Source organism: Marinobacter sp. VGCF2001 (genome assembly GCF_049943275.1).
Lineage (GTDB): Bacteria > Pseudomonadota > Gammaproteobacteria > Pseudomonadales > Oleiphilaceae > Marinobacter.
The window spans coordinates 448,047-468,359 of sequence record NZ_JBNFVX010000001.1 but is presented as its reverse complement, the minus strand read 5'-3'; the positions used below and the strand labels follow the sequence as shown (position 1 = coordinate 468,359).

The window sequence follows — 20,313 nt, the reverse complement described above, 5'->3', positions numbered from 1 at the left end:
GCGATAGCCTGAAAGCCCCCGGTCGGGGGCTTTTTTTATGCCTCCGGCATCATCAGTCTTTCGGGAAGCGGGTGGCCTTGAGGCTTTCCTTGATCCTCTTGAGGTGTGCCAGGAAATCCGGGCCGCGTTTCAGGGTTACGCCGGTTGCCAGGATGTCGATAACGGTTAAGTGGATGATCCGGGATGACATGGGCATGTACACCTCGGTATCTTCGGGGGCGGTGACGCCCACGACCACCGTGCAGAATTCTGCGAGTGGGGATTCCGGATTGGTTATACCAATCACCGTCGCTCCGTTTTCACGGGCAACCCGGGCAATGTCCACGCTCTCTTTGGTCCGCCCGGTATAGGAGATTAGCACAATGACATCACCAACCTGTGAGCCCGCCGCGACCATTCGCTGCATGAGTGCATCGTCGTAGGACGTGACCGGAATATTGAACCGAAAAAACTTGTGTTGTGCGTCGAGCGCCACGGAGGCCGAGCCGCCCATGCCGAAGAAATGGATCTGCTTCGCCTGAATGAGATGGTCGATGGCAACGGCCAGGGCCTTGTGATCGAGTGACTGACGCGCTTTGTCCAGGTTGGCGATGGTGCTCAGCATGATTTTATCTGCGAACTCAGACACCGTGTCGTCCGGCTCGATATTCTGGCCAACGTACGGGGTGCCTGTGGCAATGCTCTGGGCCAGTCGGATCTTGAAGTCCGGAAATCCGGTGGCTGAGAACCCCCGGCAGAAGCGGTTCACCGTAGGCTCGCTGACATTGGCGGCACGGGCGAGAGCTGCGATGCTATAGCGGGTGGCAGCGCTCGGGTCTTTCAGAATGGCCTCCGCCACTTTGCGTTCAGACTTGTTGAGCTTTTCAAGCCGGGCCTGGATATCTTCCAGCAGATTGTCTTCCCGGTGCGTGTGACTTGTCCCCATGGGTGGATACTCCGTGCCTCTATATGGTTCCGTCTCATCTGAAGCTCCGGAGTATACCGTGTTACGGGGCTCCTTTGGGTAGTCAAAGTGTCAAATAACGTGTGTATCTGCAGTTGAAGGCAGCGTTTGGTCATGTTTTTGTCTAAGATTACTACGGGCTGCTTTTCCGGTGCGGGGCAGCAGCTTGTTATCAGAGGAGCCATTGATGGTAGAGCACTCGAATACCCGCTGCGATATTCTGCTGTTTGGAGCGCTGGGCGATCTGGCGCGGCGCAAGCTATTTCCAGCGCTTTATCACCTGGAACGCGCAGGGTTGCTGGCCGCAGGTAGCCGAATTCTGGCGCTTGCCCGCTCGCAGACAACGACCAGGGAAGTGCGAGAACGCTTGTTCAGCCAGCTTCGGCAGCACGTGAAAGACCGTGACTTTGATCCGGAGATTGCAGAGGCCTTTCTTGGCAGGGTTGAATATTGTGTCCTGGATTTTTCAGACCCGCAGGGCTACCACGCGCTTCGTGAATGGCGTGACGAGCCAAATAACGAGCTGATCGTGTACATGGCCACACCGCCTTCAATGTATGGCGTGATCGCCCGAAACCTTAAAGCAACGGATTGCTGCAACGAGCGAACCCGGGTGGTGGTCGAGAAACCCATTGGGCACGATCTTGAATCTTCCCGGGTAATCAATGACGAGCTCGGAGAGGTTTACCGGGAAAACCAGCTGTTCCGCATTGATCATTACCTCGGTAAGGAGACGGTGCAGAATCTCATCGCCCTGCGCTTTGCCAACAATCTGTTCGCCTCCCAGTGGGACCAGAATCATATCTCCCATGTGGAAATCACGGTAGCAGAGAGTGTGGGAATCGAAGGTCGTTGGGGCTACTTTGACCAGGCTGGCCAGATTCGCGATATGATCCAGAATCATCTGCTCCAGTTACTGTGCCTGATCGCGATGGACCCACCGGCCGATTTGTCTGCAGACAGCATCCGTGACGAAAAAGTGAAGGTGTTGAAGGCCCTGAAACAGATCAGTCCCGATATGATGGACCAGTACGTTGTGCGCGGGCAATACACCGCCGGTACCAGCGATGGCAAGCCGGTGCCGGGCTATCTGCAGGAGGAGGGCGCGAATCGCGGTAGCGCTACAGAAACGTTTGTGGCGCTGAAGGCGGAAATCGACAACTGGCGCTGGTCTGGTGTGCCGTTTTACATCCGCACAGGCAAGCGGCTGCCGGAAAAGCTCTCCCAGATCATCATCCATTTCAAGCCGGCCCCGCACTATATTTTCGATCCGGATCAGCAGCATCTTGCGAATAACAAGCTGATTATCCGGTTGCAGCCGGATGAGGGTATGGCCCTGAAAATACTGACCAAGGAGCAGGGGCTGGATAAGGGTATGCGCCTTCGGCAGGGGCCGCTGGAGCTGACGTTTTCAGAAACCTTTGAGGCCGATCGTATTCCCGATGCCTACGAAAGGCTGTTGTGGGAAGTGATGAAAGGTAATCAGTATCTGTTTGTCCGTCGGGATGAGGTTGAATACGCCTGGCGCTGGGTCGACCGGATTATCGGTAACTGGAAAGACCGTGGAGAGCCCCCGAAGCGATACGCAGCGGGTACCTGGGGCCCGGTGGCGTCAATTGCAATGATTACCCGCGATGGCAGGAGCTGGTATGAAGACGCATGAGCTTGATCTACCCCCTGGGATTGAGTTTCATGGCAATAACAGTGCAGAGCAGACAGCGGAGGCTCTCGCTTTAGCGGTGTCGGATGTGCTCGCACGCAAGCTGGCAGCGGGAGAGAGGGCCAGTCTTGCCGTATCCGGTGGTTCCACACCGTTACTCTTTTTCAGGGCATTAGCCGATCAGGATCTGGACTGGTCGCGGGTCGACATTCTTCTGGTTGATGAGCGCTGGGTGTCAGAAGACGATCCCGCCAGCAATACGGCGCTGGTGAAGCGTTGTCTCCTGGTTGGCAGGGCGGCGAAGGCGCGTTACTTCGGGCTCAAACAGCCCGGGAAAAATCCTGTGCAGGCACTCGGCGCCGTGCAGGGCGGGCTTTCAGAGCTTACCCTGCCTCTCGATGTGGTTGTGTTGGGGATGGGTAACGATGGTCACACCGCGTCGCTGTTTCCCGATGCACCGGAGTTGGCTATGGCCATGGATGAACAGAATGACAGCCTGGTGGCGGCTATGACGCCGGGGTCCCAGCCCCATGGCAGAATCACCCTGACCCGGGCCGTGCTGTCGAAGGCGGATTTTACCGCGCTGCACCTGAAGGGAGAGGATAAGCTGAATACACTGCGTCAGGCGTGTCAGTTTCCCGCCGAGGAGCTCGCCATGCCTGTGCGCGCATTCCTGAAGCCCGGTCTCGAGATATTCTGGAGCCCCTAGCGCGTGTTTTGTGATTTATTGCCAATCCATTGAGGGAGATCGCCATGAACCAGTTATCTGAAGAGCATCGCGAGCGCCTGCGTTCCGTGCTTGATGCGTCAGCTCTGGTGCCGGTAATTACCATTCAGGATCCTGAGGATGCCGTTCCCCTCTGTCGGGCGCTGGTGGAAGGGGGCATCCGTGTGCTCGAAATTACGCTGCGCACCGACCATGGCGTGCGCGCTATTGAGCAGGTGAGGCAGGCTATCCCTGAAGCGTGGGTGGGGGCGGGCACCGTCACCAGTATTGCGCAGTATCGTCAGGTTGAGGCTGCCGGCGCGCAGTTTGTCATTACTCCCGGTGTTACCGAGGCGCTTCTGGAATTTGGTGTTACGTCGGAGGCGCCGTTGTTACCGGGTATTTCGACGGTTTCGGAGCTGATGATGGGCTACGCCATGGGGTATCGTGATTTCAAGTTTTTCCCGGCCGAGGTTTCGGGCGGTGTTGCCGCGCTCAAAGCCTTTGGCGGTCCGTTTCCCGATGTGGCGTTTTGTCCGACCGGGGGCATCCGTCGGGAAACGGCCCGGGATTATCTGGCACTGCCGAATGTGCGTGCTGTGGGTGGTTCCTGGTTGACGCCGGCAAGGGCTGTCAAAGAGAAAAACTGGCAGTCCGTGGCCGATATTGCCAGAGACAGTCTGGCCGATCTTTGAGAGAAGCTGCAGGAAACCCGCCGCGAGGGCGGGCTTTCCGGAAAGGCACTGGTCTGTGCCGGTGTGCGCCCGGCTTAGCGGATATCGCTGCCAACGCGGACAATCTTCATGGTGTTGGTGCCGCCCTGGGCATTCACGTAGTCACCCTTGGTAATAACCACCAGATCGCCCTCGGAAACCACTTCCCGGCGGCGCAATTCCTCGACCGCCTCGGCGTTGGTCTTCTCATTGGCAATCCGGGCAGAGTCGAACGGCACGGTCTGCACACCACGGAACAGGGTCACGCGATGCTGCGTCGAGTGGTGGCGCGACAGCGCAAAAATCGGCAGGCTCGATTTGATGCGGGACATCAGTCTGGGTGTGGCCCCGGTCTCGGTCATGCAGATGATCGCCCGCACACCCTGCAAATGGTTGGCGGCGTACATCGCGGACAGGGCAATGGCTTCGTCTACCCGCTCCATGCTCTCGTGGATCCGGTGCTTCGACTGGTGCATTGAGGGGTGCCGCTCGGCGCCCAGACAAATGCGCACCATGGCTTCTACGGCTTCTTCGGGGTAATCGCCAACGGCGGTCTCGGCGGAGAGCATCACGGCATCGGTGTAATCCATCACCGCGTTGGCAACATCGGACACTTCCGCGCGGGTGGGCATGGGGTTGGTGATCATCGACTCCATCATCTGGGTCGCAGTGATCACCGCCCGGTTCAGAACCCGGGCACGGGCAATGATGTGTTTCTGGACGGCCACCAGTTCAGCGTCGCCAATTTCAACGGCGAGGTCACCGCGGGCAACCATGACGGCATCTGAGGCCTCTATTACGGCATCCAGCGCCTCGTCGTCGTGGGCCAGTTCGGCCCGCTCGATTTTCGCCACCAGGCCGGCCTCGGATCCGGCTTCCCGCAGCAGTTTGCGCGCGGTGTGCATATCATCCGCGGTACGCACGAATGAGACGGCGACATAGTCTGCGCCCAGTTTGGCGGCGGTCAGGATGTCCTGCTTGTCCTTCTCGGTCAACGCGTCGGCCGATAGTCCGCCCCCCCGTTTGTTGAGCCCCTTGTTATTGGACAGTGGGCCGCCGATCAGAACCCTGGAGGTGATGCTGTGGTCGTCAACGGAAGTGACTTCCATTTCAATACGGCCATCGTCCAGAACCAGAATGTCACCGGTGGTCACATCGTCGATCAGTTGCTCGTAGTCTATGCCCACCTGCTCGGCGGTGCCGGCACTTTTGTCCATGCTCGCATCAAGAACGAAGGTTTGTCCCGCCGTGAGGATGACCTTGTTGTCGGTAAAGCGAGCGATACGCAGTTTGGGCCCCTGGAGGTCGGCCAGCAGTGCCACAAAGCGCCCCTCGGCTGCGGCGGCTTCACGCACCTGCTGTGCGCGGTTCATGTGCTCTTCGGCACTTCCGTGGGAAAAATTCAGGCGGGTGACGTCGACCCCCGCTTTGATAATGGCGGACAGTGATTCCGGGCTGTCGGTGGCCGGGCCGAGAGTGGCGACGATTTTGGTACGCCTGAGCATAGCGGTATCCCTTGTATTTGTTCGCCGGCAAGGCAGGAGTATTGACCCTGGCCGGCAGTCAATGAAAACTGGTATCAGTATCCCGGGAGGTAATGACCATTGCGTTACACGATCCGGTATTCGTCCGGCGCGACGGATGGGGCTGCCCGAAACAATATGTAGTAAATATAACAAAATAATGAAGTTTTTTTGCGATTTTGTCTATATTTAGAGGTAATTTTTCTTTCAGTTGCGACGAATATCGCGTGGTTCAGTCAAGGAGGCTGCCCGATGCACCCGACCGTAGAGAAAGTCACTGAGCGCATTGTGCGCCGCAGCCGCGCTACCCGGGAGGATTACCTCAGCCGAATGCGCGAGCTGGGGCGAAACTCGCCGCAGCGCAGCTCATTGTCTTGTGGCAACCTCGCCCATGGATTCGCTGCGTGCAGCCCCGGGGACAAGGACACACTGACCTTCATGAACAAGGCCAATGTCGCCATTGTAACGGCATACAACGATATGCTGTCGGCCCACCAGCCTTACGGGGGCTATCCGGACGCTATCCGCCGCGCGGCCCAGGGTATGGGGTCTGTGGCTCAGGTGGCGGGGGGCACGCCGGCCATGTGTGATGGTGTGACCCAGGGCCAGCCCGGGATGGAGCTCAGCCTGTTTTCCCGGGATACCATTGCCATGAGCACGGCTGTCGCCCTGAGTCATAATATGTTCGACGCAACGCTGTTGCTGGGTATTTGCGACAAAATTGTACCCGGATTGTTGATTGGTGCTTTGAGTTTCGGCTATCTGCCGACGGTTCTGGTGCCCGCCGGCCCCATGCCTTCCGGGCTACCCAACAAAGAAAAGCAGCGTATCCGGCAGCTCTATGCCGAGGGCAAAATCGGCAGAGACGCGCTTCTTGAGGCCGAGAGTCAGTCCTACCACAGCCCCGGTACCTGTACCTTTTATGGCACGGCCAACAGTAACCAGCTGCTGGTTGAGGTTATGGGGCTTCATATGCCGGGTGCGGCATTTGTGAACCCTGATACGCCGCTACGGTCTGCGCTGACGCAGGCCGCGACCGAGCAGGTGATTCGCTTGTCGAAGCCCAATGGCGGGGAGCTGGGGCTGGCCGATATGGTAAACGAGAAATCGATTGTGAATGCCCTGGTGGCCCTGTTGGTGACGGGGGGCTCGACCAATCACACGATTCACTGGATCGCAATCGCACGGGCTGCAGGAGTTATTATCGACTGGAGCGATTACGCGGAACTGTCATCTGCGGTTCCCTCTCTGACTCGCATTTACCCCAATGGGCAGGAAGATGTGAACGCGTTTCATCAGGCCGGCGGCACACCGTTTCTGATTCGGGAACTGCTCGCTGGCGGTTATCTGCACAACGATGTTCAGACGATTGTGGGTTTTGGTCTGGATCACTACGCCCGTATGCCGGCGCTTGAACGCGATGCCCTTGTCTGGCGGCCTGCTGCGGAGCAGAGTGCGCGGCCCGAGGTGCTCCGCAGTCTGGCTGAGCCGTTCGCGCCGGACGGAGGCCTGAAAGTGTTGAATGGCAACCTGGGGCGAGGGGTCATCAAGGTGTCCGCTGTTGCGCCGGAGCACCACACGATCAAGGCGCCAGCGGTGGTCTTCGATGACCAGAACGATCTTAAGGCGGCGTTCGACGCGGGCGAACTGAATCAGGACTGTATTGTTGTGGTCCGTTTTCAGGGGCCCGGGGCCAACGGGATGCCGGAGCTTCACAAATTAACGCCCTATCTCGGAGTTTTGCAGGACAGGGGGTACAGGGTCGGGCTGGTTACCGATGGCCGAATGTCCGGTGCTTCGGGCAAGGTCCCCGCGGCTATCCATGTGTATCCCGAGGCACTGGAGGGTGGGCCGCTGGCCCGAATCCGGAACGGTGATGTCATTGTTCTGGACGCGCGGCAGGGCGAATTGAGCGTGCTGTTGAGTGACCGGGAGCTTGCTGCGAGAACACCGGAACAACCGGATTTGACCTCGTATCACACCGGCTACGGTCGCGAGCTGTTCGGCTGGTTCCGGCGTTCAGTCAGTCATCCGGAGCGGGGCGCCAGCTTTTTCTGGAATCACGACTCATGACCCCTGGATCGCCTTGCCTGGTCGGAGACATTGGCGGCACTCATGCCCGTTTCGCTCTGGTGGTGCGAGGGCAGGTCCAACTCAATGCTATCGGGGTGTTGCCCTGCAAGGATTACGCTACATTGGCGGAGGCCATTGCCGCCTATCTACAACGAACCGGCACCCCGCGGGTTCATGAGGCCTGCCTTGCTGTTGCGGCTCCGGCACAGAACCACGATGTCCAGATGACCAACAATCACTGGCGATTCAATACCGGGCAGATACGTGAGCACTTCGGGTGGTCGTCGTTCAGAGTCGTTAACGATTTTGTGGCCATGGCGCTGGGGGTTCCCCATGTCGGAGGGGAACAGCTTGTGCCGGTGTGCGGCGGGCCCGGAGATTCCCGCAGGCCCCGGCTTGTGATGGGCCCGGGTACGGGGCTGGGGGTGTCGGCTCTGATACCGGCATCGGGCGGCTATCTACCATTGATAACGGAGGGAGGCCATGTTGATTATGCGCCCACCACAGAGCGGGATATTCATGTCTTGCGTATTCTTCGCCGTCGATTTGGCCGGGTGTCAGCCGAACGGGTTCTGTGTGGCGAGGGCCTGCTCAATCTTTATCAGGCCCATGCCGAGATTCAGGGCCTGGCAGCGCCCCTGGCGTCGCCCGAACGCGTGTCGGCGGCGGCATTGAAAGGTTCCTGCCCGTTGGCGCTTGAAGCTCTGCAACATTTCTGTGAAATTCTGGGTCGAACCGCCGGCAACGCGGTACTCACCCAGGGCAGTTTCGGGGGCGTTTATCTGTGCGGGGGGATGTTGCCGAAATTTCTCGATTTCTTTTTAGCCAGTCCGTTCCAGGAAGGCTTTGAAGACAAGGGGCGAATGCGATCATTGCAGGAGTCCACGCCTGTCTATGTGGTTACCGAGCCGACCACCGGGCTGCTGGGTGCGGCGGTCGCGCTTTCCCAGGGGAGCGATTAATGGATTTCCGGACAAAACTGTCGTTTGATGAGCTGGTGAAGCAGGTGCGCGCTTGCCGCATTTGCGCGGGTGCGTTGCCACACGAGCCCAGGCCGGTTGTTCAGTTAAGCCCATCCTCCCGTATCCTGGTGGTGGGGCAGGCGCCGGGCCGGCGAGTCCATGAAACAGGATTGCCGTTCAATGATCCCAGTGGCGACCGGCTGCGACAGTGGATGGGAGTCAGCCGGGAGACTTTCTATGATGACCAGCAGTTGGCGATCCTTCCGATGGGGTTCTGTTATCCGGGCACCGGTAAATCCGGAGACCTGCCTCCGCGCCCGGAATGCGCGCCGGCCTGGAGGCAGGCGCTGCTTGAGCGTTTACCCGAGATAAGATTGACGCTCTTGATTGGCCGGTACGCGCATACCTGGCATATCCCGGATGCCAGGGCCTCAGTCACCGAGAATGTTCAAAACTGGCGGCAGTATTGGCCAGCGACCATTCCCATGCCCCATCCGAGCCCGCGAAATAACCTTTGGCTGCGAAAAAATCCGTGGTTCGAAAAGAGCGTGATTCCCGCGCTTCAGTCCAGGGTTGCGAGTGTTCTGGCCTGATCCCGTTCACTGGCCCATGTGGTTCGCCAGGTGCCTGTACTGTTCATCGGTTATGTACAGCCCCTGCTTGGTTCTGCGCCAGAGCAGGTCTTCCGGGGTGATCGCCCATTCATGGGTCATGAGATAGTCCACCTCCCGACGGGACAGCGTTTCGGTATACCAGTGTCCCAGGTCGTCCCGGCTTTGACAGCCGTCCAGCAGCCGGTAGCTGTCGGTTCCGTAACTTCGTACAAAACGCTGGATAACCGCATCGTCGAGCCAGGGAAAGTCGGCCGCCAGTCCGGTGGCCAGCTGCTGTTGGGTATCAAAGTCACCGCCCGGCAGCGTTGCGTTGCGGGTCCATGACCTGCCGGCGCCGGGGAAGTACTGGCTGACCCGGTCGGTAACGGCTTCAGCCAGCTTGCGATAGGTGGTGATCTTGCCTCCGAAGACCGATACCAGGGGTGGCTGGCCCTCTTGGTCGTCTACCTCAAAGGAATAATCTCTGGACGCGGACTGGGCTGTACCGCCTTCGTCATCCATTAATGGGCGAACGCCAGAGTAACTCCAGACCACATCCGTGGCCGAGAGTTGGCGACGAAAATACTGGTTTACCAGGGACAGTAGGTAGTCGGTTTCTTCCGGGGAAATACGGGCCAGGGAAGGGTCTCCCACATAATCGACATCGGTCGTGCCAATAAGAGAAAACCGGTCTTCATAAGGTATGACGAAAACGATGCGCTCATCCTGATTCTGGAGAATATACGCTTCGTTGTCCCGGTTGAGCCTGGGAACCACGATGTGACTGCCTTTGACCATCCGGATCTGCTTTGGCGCGGGCATCGACAGACTCTCTCCAAAGAGGCTGCTGACCCAGGGGCCTGTGGCATTGACCACAACCTTGGCTCGTATTTCCTTTGTGTGGTGCCCGACTTTGTCTTCGAGGATGGCGTGCCATTCCCCGCCTTTTCGCTGCGCTCGGCTACAGCGTGTGCGGGTCAGAATTGTTGCGCCGTTTTGCGCGGCTTTGCGGGCTGAAAGCACGACCAGCCGGGCATCATCAACCCAGCCATCGGAGTATTCAAAGCCTTTTGAAATCTCCGGTTTCAGTGGCGAGTCCGGGCCAAAGGTAACCGATCGGGATCCTGGCAGGAGCTCGCGTTTGGCCAGATGGTCGTAAAGGAAAAGGCCGGTGCGGATCATCCAGGCGGGGCGGAGGTGGGGTTGGTGCGGCAAACGAAAACGCATCGGCCACATGATATGGGGAGCATTGCGAAGCAGGGCTTCGCGTTCTCCCAGCGCTTCACGGACCAGGCGGAACTCGTAGTGCTCGAGGTAACGAAGGCCGCCATGGATCAGTTTGCTGCTGCTTGAGGAGGTGGCCGATGCCAGGTCGTTCATCTCACAAAGTACGACACGCAGGCCGCGGCCTGCGGCATCCATGGCAATTCCGGTACCGTTGACGCCTCCCCCGACGATCAGCACATCGCAATTTGACGGGGAAGTGTTGGAAATCTCTGAGGCCAGTCCTTGTTCGTTTGCCACCGTCTGATTGCTCCTGATAACCGCTAATGAGTCCTTCCTGTGGACCGATTATCAGCAATCTGCCTGACCGGGTAAAGCGACCGGGTCACAGCCGTACAGGCTTGCCGGCTTCTTGTCGGCGCTGCTCCCATTCTTCCCGGGTTTGTGCGGCGTTATCGCCGGGCAGCAGCTCAATGATTTCAAAGTAGTCCGAGCTGAAGTCGCCGGCGACCACGGCATCTCTGGGTTTTATCCGGACAACATGAACGCTCTGGACATTCTGATGGTCGAATTCGCGCCAGTATTGTTCGTCTTTCAAAAGCGTATAGCGATGACCTTCCAGGGTGCGGATTACCGAGGCTGTGTTTGTCGTGCCAGCTCGCTCAACGGCATCTTTGTACTGATAGACGATGCTGTAGGCAGACGCAGCCGACGAGGATGGCCGCATTTCGTAGCGCTCAGAGAATGCTTCAACAAAGTCTTTGCCGCGCGGGTAGTCTTTTTCATAGGGCAGATTCCACACCCAGGGCGCAGCGCCAACTACGCCCTCCATGATGCTGGGGCCCACCTGCCGGGCCATGCCCAGGGTCAGGTTAGGCACGATAACCTGCATGGTTTTGGTCAGCCCCATTTCATGGGCGACGTTGAGGGCGCGCACCATGTCATCTCCAAAAAGAACCAGCATGAGCACGTCGGCATTGCTTTGTTGGGCCTGCCTGAGGGCTGCCCGGAAGTCGGTTATCAGCGCCCTGGGAAAGGGCGTGTTTACGCCTTGGTGCTGTTCTGCATTCTCGGTATTCGAAAACCTGCGCACCGATTCCTCCACCGACCAGCCCCAGGTATAGTCGGCGGTAACGTAAAAGTAGGTCTGGTCAGCATGGTGGCTGTTGAGGTACCGGCTAAGGGCTTTGGCGGACATCCAGGCGTTGTAGGGTTCACGGAACATATGGCGGTGTCCCTCGCTACCTGTGGTGGCATTCGAGTAGGAAAGGGTGCCGAAATAGACGCGGTCCCGGTCGCGTGCCGCTTTGCCCGAGGCAATCGCAACGGCGCTGGAGACCCCGCCGAAGACCATCTCCACACCTTCGCGATCAATCAGCTCGGCAGTATTTTTGGCGCCCCGGTCCGGCTCGCCACGGGTATTGCGAATAACCAGTTCCAGGGGTTGCCCCAGAACACCTCCGGCCTGGTTGATTTCATCCACGGCCAGATAAGCACCCAGTCGCTGCTGCAGTCCCTGATCTTGATAGCGGCCCGTTTGCGGATAGTTAAGCCCGAGTTTCAGCGTGTCTGCCGACACCACTGCGCTGCCCATAAGCATTAAGAGCGCTGAAAGCAGGATGTTCCTGGTCGTCATTACGGTTGGCCTCCAAGATGGCGATACCCGGCAGCGGGATGCATGGTCTGTTGATCTGGATACCCTGCCAGTTTCCGATGGAGTATACGCACCAACAATCAGACTTAAGTGGCGACTCGTGCGTCAATTTGCTGAGAGTTGATATAAATCAGTAATGGCGGGCGTCGATGTGCAGGGAGTGGAGGCCGCCAGAGCTCAGGCGCTCTGGCAAACGTCTGGATTGAAGAGCTGATGACGGTTACGGCCATCTCGTTTGGCCTGGTACATGGCGATGTCGGCTCCGTTGATGAGTTCCTGTACCGTGACACCGTCGGCGGGATACAGGCTGATGCCAAGGCTTGAGCCGACGTTAATCTGGTGGCCCTGAATGTGGTAGGGCCGCTTGTTTGCTTCGATCAGGCGATCGGCGACGGCAACCACGTCGGACAAGCGCTCCATTTCCGGCAGCAATACGATGAATTCGTCGCCTCCCAGCCTTGCCAGGGTGTCATCTTCCCGCAGGCAGTCTTTGACCCTGGCGGTGAACTGCAGAAGCAGTTCGTCTCCGACAGCGTGACCCAGGGTATCGTTTACCTCTTTGAACCGGTCCAGGTCCATAAAGAGAACCGCCAGTAACAGCTCCTTGCGATGGGCATGGCGGATCGCGTGGTCAAGCCGGTCTTCCAGCAGCCGCCGGTTGGGCACGCCGGTCAGGGCATCATAGTAGGCGAGCTGGCGGATATGCTCTTCGTTTTTGCGGTGCTGCGTAATGTCGGTGAACAGGCCTGCGTAATGGGTTGTGTTGCCGTCATCGTCGGTAATGGCGGTGATGGTGAGCAGCTCCAGGTAGAGCTCTCCGGTCTTGCGGCGGTTCCAAATCTCCCCGCGCCAGTAGCCGTGAGTGGTCAGCGACTGCCACATACGCCGGTAGAATTCACTGTCGTGGCGCCCAGAGGAAAGCACCTCCGGTGAGCGACCGATGACCTCGTCAGGGCGGTAACCGGTCAGTTTGGTAAACGCAGGATTAACGAATTCGATCTGCACGTTACTGTCAGTCACCATGATGCCCTCGAAGGAGGACTCAATCACGCGCTCTGCCAGCTGTAATGTCTGACGGGATTGCGCCAGGGCTTTGTCTCGTTGCTCCAGGGCCTCTCGGAGATCATCAAGGTACATTTGCTCGGCACCGGCCAGCATATCGTGATAGCCGATCAGGCCGGTGACTTCTCCCGTCTGGTTTACCACCGCCAGATGCCGGATTCGATGGTCGATCAGCAGATCCCGGGCATGGATCAGCGGGTCTTCTTCGTTCACGGTTAATAGCGGGCGGGTGGCCAGGCCGTTTACAGGCGTATTGCTGGTATGACGGGCGATAAACCGCACCATATCCCGTTCAGTCAGAATGCCCAGCCCGTCTTTGCCGCAGTCCACCACCACAGCATCGGAATGGTGCCCGTGCATATAAGCCGCCACCTCGGCTAATGGCTGGCTGCCCTGAACCACCAGTGGTGGCCGGGGAACCGCGGTGCGCACCTCTCTGAGTCGTAGATAGGGTTCCAGGCCCTGATTAAGCGCAAGATCCGTTTGCGAAAGAATACCAACCGGGTCTCCCTGGCTGTTGGTAACCAGGAAATGACGTTTGCCGGTATCCCGCAAGCGAATGCCCGCCTCGCCTGCGTCCAGAGTGTCCGGCAGGGACAGAACAGGGGAACTCATAACCTCGCTGACGGGTTGCTGGAATTTTTCAGGGTCGGAAAAATCGACGGCCAGCGCATCATGTTCGGTCCAGATGCCCAGAACGGTGCCGCCGTCGGTAATGAGGATGGAGCTGACAGCATTTTCAGACATCCGGGCAGCCGCATCGGCGATCGTTGTCTCAGGTGAGCACTGGAGCAGCAAACCAGTGTGCATGATGCGTGAAATCGGAAGCGGCTGCCCCATGGGCACTCCTGTTCTTTATGGACAATGTATCGCTGAGTGCCGATAAAATGAATGTGCACTCACCATTCCGAAGTTTATCAACCTCCAGCGTCCGCTGCCTTAACTTTCACATAGCTGCCGGGGGCATCTTCCAGTGCCTCAAGTTTACCGTCCCCGGGCTGGCGGGCCGGGACCTGTTCACCCTCGTAAGTCGCCAGCCAGGCGCGCCAGTGTGGCCACCAGGAGCCTGGTTGGTGTTCGGCGCCCTCAAACCAGGCCTCGGCGGAGCCCGGCAGTGTTTGTTCGTTGGTCCAGTAGCCGTACTTTTCCTTGTAGGGCGGGTTGATAACCCCGGCAATATGACCGGAACCGGACAAAACAAACCGTACGTCGCCACCGTAGGCATGGGCGCCCCGGTAGGTGGTTTTCCATTTGGCGATGTGGTCTTGTCGTGCCGAGAGAAAGAAGGAGGGTACACGGACAGCCGAGAGATCAATGCTTTCCCCTGCAACGGTCAGGGCATTGGGTTCGACCAGCCGGTTGTGCAGGTACATTTCCCGCAGGTAATAGCTGTGCATTCGGGCGGGTAGATTGGTGCCGTCAGTATTCCAGTACAGTAAATCGAACGCCTTTGGTTTCAGTCCCTTCAGGTAGTTGTTGGTCCAGTAGGACCAGAACAGATCGTTTTCGCGCAGCAAGTTGAAGGTGAAAGCCATGGCCCGGCCATCCAGATAGCCCTTTCTCTCCATGGCTCGTTCGATGCCGCGAATGGAGTGGTCGTTAATGAAGACGCCAATGCCCCCGGGGTCTGAAAAATCAAGCAGGGTCGTCAGATAGGTTGTGCTGATAATGGGAGCGCGCTGTTTTTTCGCCAGCCAGGCCATAGCGGTTCCCAGCAGAGTGCCACCGATACAGTAACCGATAGCGTTCATTTGTTGCTCACCGGTGGCTTCGGTAACGGCATCAATGGCTGCCAGGGGGCCCAGCTGCATATAATCGTCCCAGCCTTTGTCTTTCTGGGCGGGACCGGGATTGCGCCAGGACACCACAAACACGGTTTGGCCCTGATCGACCAGCCAACGGATAAACGAATTGCGCTCGGTCAGGTCGAGAATGTAAAACTTGTTGATCCAGGGAGGCACGATCAGAACGGGCCTTTGTGCCACCGTCTCGGTGGTTGGCGAGTACTGGATCAATTGCATCAATTCGTTTTGATAGACCACCTTGCCCGGCGTGGTGGCGAGATTGCCGCCGACCTCAAACGCCGAGCGATCTGTCATGGCGACATTGAACAGATTCGGATTCTGACGCAAGTCCTCGACCAGGTTGCGGGCGCCATCCAGCAGATTCATGCCCTTGCGTTCCCAGGTAATGCGCAGCACTTCGGGGTTGGTCAGCGGGTAATTAGAGGGGGCCAGCGCGCTGCTCAACTGGCGCGCGTAGAATAACATCTGGTCACGCCCGGGGCCGCGCAGTCCTTCCATACCCGAAACCCAGTCCAGAAACGCCCGGGAATTGATCAGATAGGCTTGCTGAAGAACATCAAAGGGAAGGTGCTTGTGCCAGTCTTCCGCCATAAAACGCCGATCGTCCGGGGCTGCCTCTGCGACGGGTTCTGTGGGTTTGCCAGTCAGCCGGGCCAGCGTGTAGCGTGCCAGCCCCAGGTGTTTGCGGGCCAGCGTCAGCTCGGCGCTCGCGAAGCGCAGCGGATGCAGGAGCAAATCCTCAGCCATGGCTCGATAGGCATCGGAAACTTCGGTCAGTGTGGAGAGTTTGGTGTCCTCCATCATGCCGGTATCGCCGAGCAGTCTCTCTACCTGCTGCTGGCCCTGACGGACGTTATTCTCGAAAGTTTTGACCAGATGGCTGGTTGTTTTACTTATAAAGTCCAGGCCAAACATAGGGCGCTCCCACCGCTGGATAAAAAAAGATCGGAATGGGTTGCCATTCCGATCGGGTCCGTTTTTTAGTTGCTCAGGCCTCTGACTTGGCGTTGCCGGCCTTGGTTGCAGGAGACTTCTTCTGAACAGGGTCCTTTGGTTCCTGTTCAAACACTCTCTGCACCTCGTCACGGGTTTCCGTGAAGTAGTCCTGCCAGGCCTTCCAGTCGCTGGTGAACTGCTCGCTCAGGGACTTCAGGGTTTCTGCCTGATCGGTGGTCAGCTGTTTCAGGCTGTCCAGATCACGAACCTCTGAGGCTTTTCTGGCCTGGTCCATAGCAACATCGGCGTAGCGGCGAAAAGCATTCATCTGCAGTTCGGCGGCCTTGCTGAACTGGGTGAAAAGGGTTTCATTCAGGCGGTTGGCCTTATCGATAAGCTCCTGGTTCATTTTGTACAGCTCCTTTGTAATCGTTGTTGGAGTTAACAGTGTAGCGTAACGGGCATGACAATATTTTGACAGGCGTCAAACTCCGATCCACGGGATGAACTAGGCTATAGTAAATACGTTGCGATTGAATCAAAGGGGGGCGAATGGCAAACCGACAATCAGAGCTGGAAACCCTGAAAGCGGATCTTGAAGCCAGGCTGTCACGCTACCAGGCACACCAGCGCCGCGAGGCCGGTGCCCTGGAGAAAGACTTCGAGGAACAAGCAAGCCAGACCCAAAACGACGAGGTGGTGGATTCGCTCGAAGCGGAAACCCAGGATGAGCTCCGTCAGATTCACCATGCCCTCGAGCGCCTTGCCCGGGGAGCGGGAGAAGAATGTGAGAAGTGCGGGGGGCAAATTGACCCGAGAAGACTTCAGGTGCTGCCCTACACAACAGTGTGCGTTGATTGCGCGGCGGAGTGACGGGCGAGGCAGGAAATCGGGCGATTGATGGTGAAAGCGAAAAAACGTGAGTCCGGCTGTTCCGGTTTGCCCAGGAGTCAGCTCATAGGCCTGGTGCTTGGGGCGGCCTTCCTTGTTGCTACGTTGGTTTTGCCTCCGCCGGGCATGATGGCGGCGGAGGCCTGGAGCGCACTAGGTCTGATGCTGTTGATGGCCACCTGGTGGTCGACCGAAGCCATTCCCATTCCGGCGACGGCGCTACTGCCGATCGTGCTGGTGCCTGCGCTGGGGCTTGGCAGTATCGGTGAGGCCACCGCACCTTACGCCAATCCCATCATCTTCCTGTTCCTCGGTGGTTTTACTCTGGGATTAGCGATGCAGCGCTGGAATCTGCATCGCCGGATTGCGCTGCTGACGCTCCGGGCAATGGGTGACAAGCCCCGGCGCCAGATTGCGGGGTTCATGCTGGCGACCGCGTTTTTGAGTATGTGGGTGAGCAATACGGCAACGGCAATCATGATGTTACCGATCGGCTTGTCCGTGGTCGCCATGATGGATAACGCCAATCCGGAGGGGGTGCACCGTTACGCAACGGCACTGTTGCTGGCTATTGCCTACTCGGCGAGCATTGGCGGAATTGCCACCCTGATCGGCACGCCGCCCAATGCTTTGTTGGCCGCTTATCTCAGCGAAAATCAGGGTATATCTGTTGGCTTTGCCCAGTGGATGGTGCTGGGTGTGCCGGTTACGCTGGTGATGCTCGCCCTGACCTGGTGGTGGCTGACCCGCAAGGAATTCGGTATTGGCAGCGCCTCTGACAGTGGCCAGATGATCCGGGATGAGCTGGCCAAACTAGGTCCGATGAGCCGGGGCGAGCGCCTGGTGGCGCTGGTCTTTATCGTGACCGCTTCGGCCTGGATTTTTCGCCCCCTCCTGTCTGATAGCCTGATGCCCTGGTTGAGTGATACCGGCATCGCCATTGCTGCAGCCATAGCCATGTTCCTTGTTCCGGTGAATGCCCGTGAGCGTACTTTCGTTCTGGATTGGGACTCCGCCAACCAACTACCCTGGGGGGTATTGCTGCTCTTTGGCGGCGGCCTGGCGATGGCTGGCGTTATCAGCAGTTCCGGGTTGGCCGAGTGGATAGCCGGCAGCCTGGGAGTGGCGGGTGCTCTGCCGGCTCTGGCGATGATGTTTATAGTCGCAGCCGTTATTATTTTCCTGACTGAAGTCACCAGCAATACTGCCACAGCGGCCGCCTTTCTTCCGTTGCTGGGGGCACTGGCCATGGCTCAGGGTGTGTCGCCTCTGTTATTGACGGTGCCCGCAGCCATCGCGGCCAGTTGTGCCTTTATGATGCCTGTCGCCACGCCACCGAATGCCATCGTATTCTCCAGTGGCCATATGCAGATATCCGACATGATACGGGCTGGTTTTGCCCTGAACCTTATGGGCATTGCCGTGGTGACTTTGATCACTTACGGGCTGATTGGCCTGGCTTTCACACTCTGAGTTCTCCTCCGTTCGACCACTCCACCTCTTTGATGCCGGCCTTGAACCAGTTCTCAGACTGGGCTGGTATGGCCCCTCCTGCAGCGGCAGATTTGAGGCACAGTTATCTTTAAGGCCGCTGTGATTTCGGTATCGTACGGTAACAACATGTAACCCGATAAGTTGCACATCTAATAAAAACAGGGACTTTCGAAAATGCTGCTGGTGCTTGCCGGATCCATTCTCACGTTCACCATGGTGCAGGAAGCCACCGAGGTTGAGCCATTTGATCGTGGCACAATCGTGCTGGAGCAAAAGGTGGATGCCAGTCCCGTTGAGCTTCGATGGGATACCCGGGTGGAGCCCCTGGTCGAGCAGAAGTTCCGTAATATTGTGCGCCAGGCCTACGACTACAGCTGCGGCAGCGCCGCTCTCACCACTGTCCTCAATTTCTACGTTGGGCGCTCCCTGAACGAACGTCAGGTAATGGAAGGCTTGCTGCATTACGGTGAGAGTGAACGCATTGTCGAGCGTCGAGCCTTCTCCATGCTCGACATGAAGCGTCTGGTAACCGCACTGGGATACCCCTCCGGCGGCTTCAAGGCAGCGATTGAAGACCTGATGGAGCTGGATCATCCCGCGATTGTTCCGATCGACCATGCCGGCTTCAAGCACTTTGTGGTGCTCAGAACCATTCGTGACGGTCGTGTCTATCTTGCGGATCCGGCTGTTGGCAACATCTCCTTTACTGTTGCCCAGTTCCAGGAAAAGTGGGACGACAACGTGTTGTTCATCGTTTTCCCCGGCAGTGATAAACCCCTGGATAATCTCGAACTGAAAGAGGAAGACCTCCGGTTCGTGGATGACCAGACAATGACGCTGCTTGCCATGCAGCAGATTCCTGAATTTCATGAGTCCACTGAAAGACGAATTCAGAATTTGCTGGAACGCCAGAAGAATAATCCGGACGGTAGCGTGGAAAATACGCGCAAACAGCTTTTTTACCGTCGCCACTAATTTTCCGGGCAGTTGTCCGGGCAGGAATAAAACCAATAAAAGTAGGGAGTCAGGATGAATCGTTGGTTTATGCGAGGTTTTATCCTTGTTTCCGCAGCCGGGCTGCTTCCAGGTATGGTCGTGGCTCAGGAAGGAAACGTGGATCAGGCGCGGGAAGCGCTGGCTCGTCAGGAAGGGGATGAGGATTCGACCAAGCAGCTGGAGGAAGTTTTCCAGGCGGCGGAGAAGAATTATTCACTGCAGAAAAAAGGCACCCACTCCCTGAACTATTCGTTCGATTACTCCTACACAGGAGATCAGCGGCTGGATCTGGCGATATCCAATGGATCGGTACGCAATCTCGATGTTGTGCCGTCCGCGACCCACAGCTTTACTAATGCTTTTTCCTACGACTACGGCTTGCTGGACAACCTGACGGTCGGAGCCCGGGTCCCCCTCGTGGTGAAGTACGACACCCAGGATGAGCTGAACATTTACGACTTTGGCGATATCTCTTTTACCGGTCGTTGGCAGCCTTTCGCTTACGTGCCCGGGAAAATGTCGACGACGTTTTTCGGCACCCTGAACAGTAAGACAGGTGTCAGCCCCTACGAGATTGATATTAATGAGCAGTTGTCCACGGGAAGCGGTTATTACTCCGTGGGTGGCGGCCTGAGTATGTCCAAGGTGCTGGATCCGGTCGTTGTATTCGGCTCGGTCAGCGCGACTTACAATCTGACGGTTGATGGTCTGGAACAGGTTCGTGGTGCGCGCCTGCTTGAGGAAGTTGATCCGGGGTTTGGTCTTTCCGGTTCTGCAGGGTTTGCCTACTCGCTTTCCTACGATATCTCACTCAGTGTTTCCGCACAGCTCAGCTACAGCGATGAAACCGTTCTGACCTTCTCGAACGGCGATCAGGCCGTAGCCCAGGACCAGATGACGGGCTTTCTCAGTATGTCTCTGGGCACCCGTGTCAGCGACATGACGATTGTGAATACCAGCCTTGGGATTGGTCTGACGGAGGACGCGCCGGATTTCTCCCTGGGTATATCCCTGCCCATTAATTTCTCTGGCCTCAAAGAGTGAATGAATCCGAGGACGGTTTAAGAGAAGGGAAGGA

General features: G+C 57.8%; 17 protein-coding genes. 10 read left to right on the top strand and 7 right to left on the bottom strand.

Translation table 11 applies throughout. The features are described 5' to 3' along the window. Nucleotides 1-52: 52 nt before the first annotated feature. Entirely contained in the window at nt 53-925 is an 873-nt protein-coding gene (locus tag ACP2AU_RS02165) for a MurR/RpiR family transcriptional regulator (RefSeq protein WP_426374130.1), read from the bottom strand. Nucleotides 926-1,130: 205 nt separating this feature from the next. On the opposite strand from ACP2AU_RS02165, the gene zwf reads away from it, so the two are divergent. From zwf to ACP2AU_RS02150, 3 genes are read left to right on the top strand one after another with little or no spacing between them, the layout of a single operon-like run. After that, nucleotides 1,131-2,606: a glucose-6-phosphate dehydrogenase gene (gene zwf, locus ACP2AU_RS02160; RefSeq protein WP_426374129.1), complete on the top strand. Its 1,476-nt coding sequence runs from the start codon at nt 1,131-1,133 to the stop codon at nt 2,604-2,606. Next, nucleotides 2,593-3,312, top strand: a complete 720-nt coding sequence (gene pgl, locus ACP2AU_RS02155) for a 6-phosphogluconolactonase (RefSeq protein ID WP_426374128.1) — start codon at nt 2,593-2,595, stop codon at nt 3,310-3,312. The genes zwf and pgl overlap by 14 nt, the downstream gene beginning before the upstream one ends. Nucleotides 3,313-3,356: 44 nt before the next feature. Next, nucleotides 3,357-4,004 carry a bifunctional 4-hydroxy-2-oxoglutarate aldolase/2-dehydro-3-deoxy-phosphogluconate aldolase gene (locus ACP2AU_RS02150; protein WP_426374127.1) on the top strand — a complete coding sequence of 216 codons (648 nt, stop codon included), beginning with the start codon at nt 3,357-3,359 and terminating at the stop codon, nt 4,002-4,004. Between the two features lie 74 nt (nt 4,005-4,078). Here the strand turns inward: ACP2AU_RS02150 and pyk are convergent, their stop codons facing one another. After that, complete coding sequence (pyk, locus tag ACP2AU_RS02145) at nt 4,079-5,527, bottom strand: pyruvate kinase (RefSeq protein WP_426374126.1); 1,449 nt, start codon at nt 5,525-5,527, stop codon at nt 4,079-4,081. 270 nt (nt 5,528-5,797) lie between these two features. On the opposite strand from pyk, the gene edd reads away from it, so the two are divergent. From edd to ACP2AU_RS02130, 3 genes are read left to right on the top strand one after another with little or no spacing between them, the layout of a single operon-like run. Further along, a complete protein-coding gene (gene edd, locus ACP2AU_RS02140) occupies nt 5,798-7,618 on the top strand; it encodes a phosphogluconate dehydratase (protein WP_426374125.1) in 1,821 nt (606 codons plus the stop codon). Next, complete coding sequence (gene glk / locus ACP2AU_RS02135; protein WP_426374124.1) at nt 7,615-8,580, top strand: glucokinase; 966 nt, start codon at nt 7,615-7,617, stop codon at nt 8,578-8,580. The genes edd and glk overlap by 4 nt, the downstream gene beginning before the upstream one ends. Then, complete coding sequence (locus tag ACP2AU_RS02130) at nt 8,580-9,173, top strand: uracil-DNA glycosylase family protein (RefSeq protein WP_426374123.1); 594 nt, start codon at nt 8,580-8,582, stop codon at nt 9,171-9,173. Before glk ends, ACP2AU_RS02130 begins: the two co-directional genes overlap by 1 nt. A gap of 6 nt (nt 9,174-9,179) precedes the next feature. On the opposite strand, the gene glpD is transcribed toward ACP2AU_RS02130, so the two are convergent. From glpD to ACP2AU_RS02105, 5 genes are all read right to left on the bottom strand, one after another. Beyond that, the gene (gene glpD / locus ACP2AU_RS02125) at nt 9,180-10,595 is read right to left on the bottom strand and encodes a glycerol-3-phosphate dehydrogenase (RefSeq protein ID WP_426374429.1); all 1,416 of its coding nucleotides are present in this window, start codon (nt 10,593-10,595) and stop codon (nt 9,180-9,182) included. Nucleotides 10,596-10,782: 187 nt separating this feature from the next. Further along, nucleotides 10,783-12,033 carry a substrate-binding protein gene (locus ACP2AU_RS02120; protein ID WP_426374122.1) on the bottom strand — a complete coding sequence of 417 codons (1,251 nt, stop codon included), beginning with the start codon at nt 12,031-12,033 and terminating at the stop codon, nt 10,783-10,785. Between the two features lie 195 nt (nt 12,034-12,228). After that, nucleotides 12,229-13,953, bottom strand: a complete 1,725-nt coding sequence (locus ACP2AU_RS02115; RefSeq protein WP_426374121.1) for a diguanylate cyclase domain-containing protein — start codon at nt 13,951-13,953, stop codon at nt 12,229-12,231. Between the two features lie 77 nt (nt 13,954-14,030). After that, on the bottom strand, nt 14,031-15,833 hold the full coding sequence (locus tag ACP2AU_RS02110; protein ID WP_426374120.1) for a PHA/PHB synthase family protein: 1,803 nt from the start codon (nt 15,831-15,833) through the stop codon (nt 14,031-14,033). A gap of 73 nt (nt 15,834-15,906) precedes the next feature. Further along, nucleotides 15,907-16,263 carry a phasin family protein gene (locus ACP2AU_RS02105; protein ID WP_426374119.1) on the bottom strand — a complete coding sequence of 119 codons (357 nt, stop codon included), beginning with the start codon at nt 16,261-16,263 and terminating at the stop codon, nt 15,907-15,909. Nucleotides 16,264-16,406: 143 nt separating this feature from the next. On the opposite strand from ACP2AU_RS02105, the gene ACP2AU_RS02100 reads away from it, so the two are divergent. From ACP2AU_RS02100 to ACP2AU_RS02085, 4 genes are all read left to right on the top strand, one after another. Continuing rightward, on the top strand, nt 16,407-16,727 hold the full coding sequence (locus ACP2AU_RS02100) for a TraR/DksA family transcriptional regulator (RefSeq protein WP_426374118.1): 321 nt from the start codon (nt 16,407-16,409) through the stop codon (nt 16,725-16,727). Nucleotides 16,728-16,754: 27 nt separating this feature from the next. Further along, nucleotides 16,755-18,218, top strand: coding sequence for an SLC13 family permease (locus tag ACP2AU_RS02095; RefSeq protein ID WP_426374117.1), 1,464 nt, complete (start codon nt 16,755-16,757; stop codon nt 18,216-18,218). A gap of 195 nt (nt 18,219-18,413) precedes the next feature. After that, a complete protein-coding gene (locus tag ACP2AU_RS02090) occupies nt 18,414-19,214 on the top strand; it encodes a C39 family peptidase (RefSeq protein WP_426374116.1) in 801 nt (266 codons plus the stop codon). Between the two features lie 54 nt (nt 19,215-19,268). Continuing rightward, entirely contained in the window at nt 19,269-20,279 is a 1,011-nt protein-coding gene (locus ACP2AU_RS02085) for a transporter (protein ID WP_426374115.1), read from the top strand. The last annotated feature ends 34 nt before the right edge of the window (nt 20,280-20,313 follow it).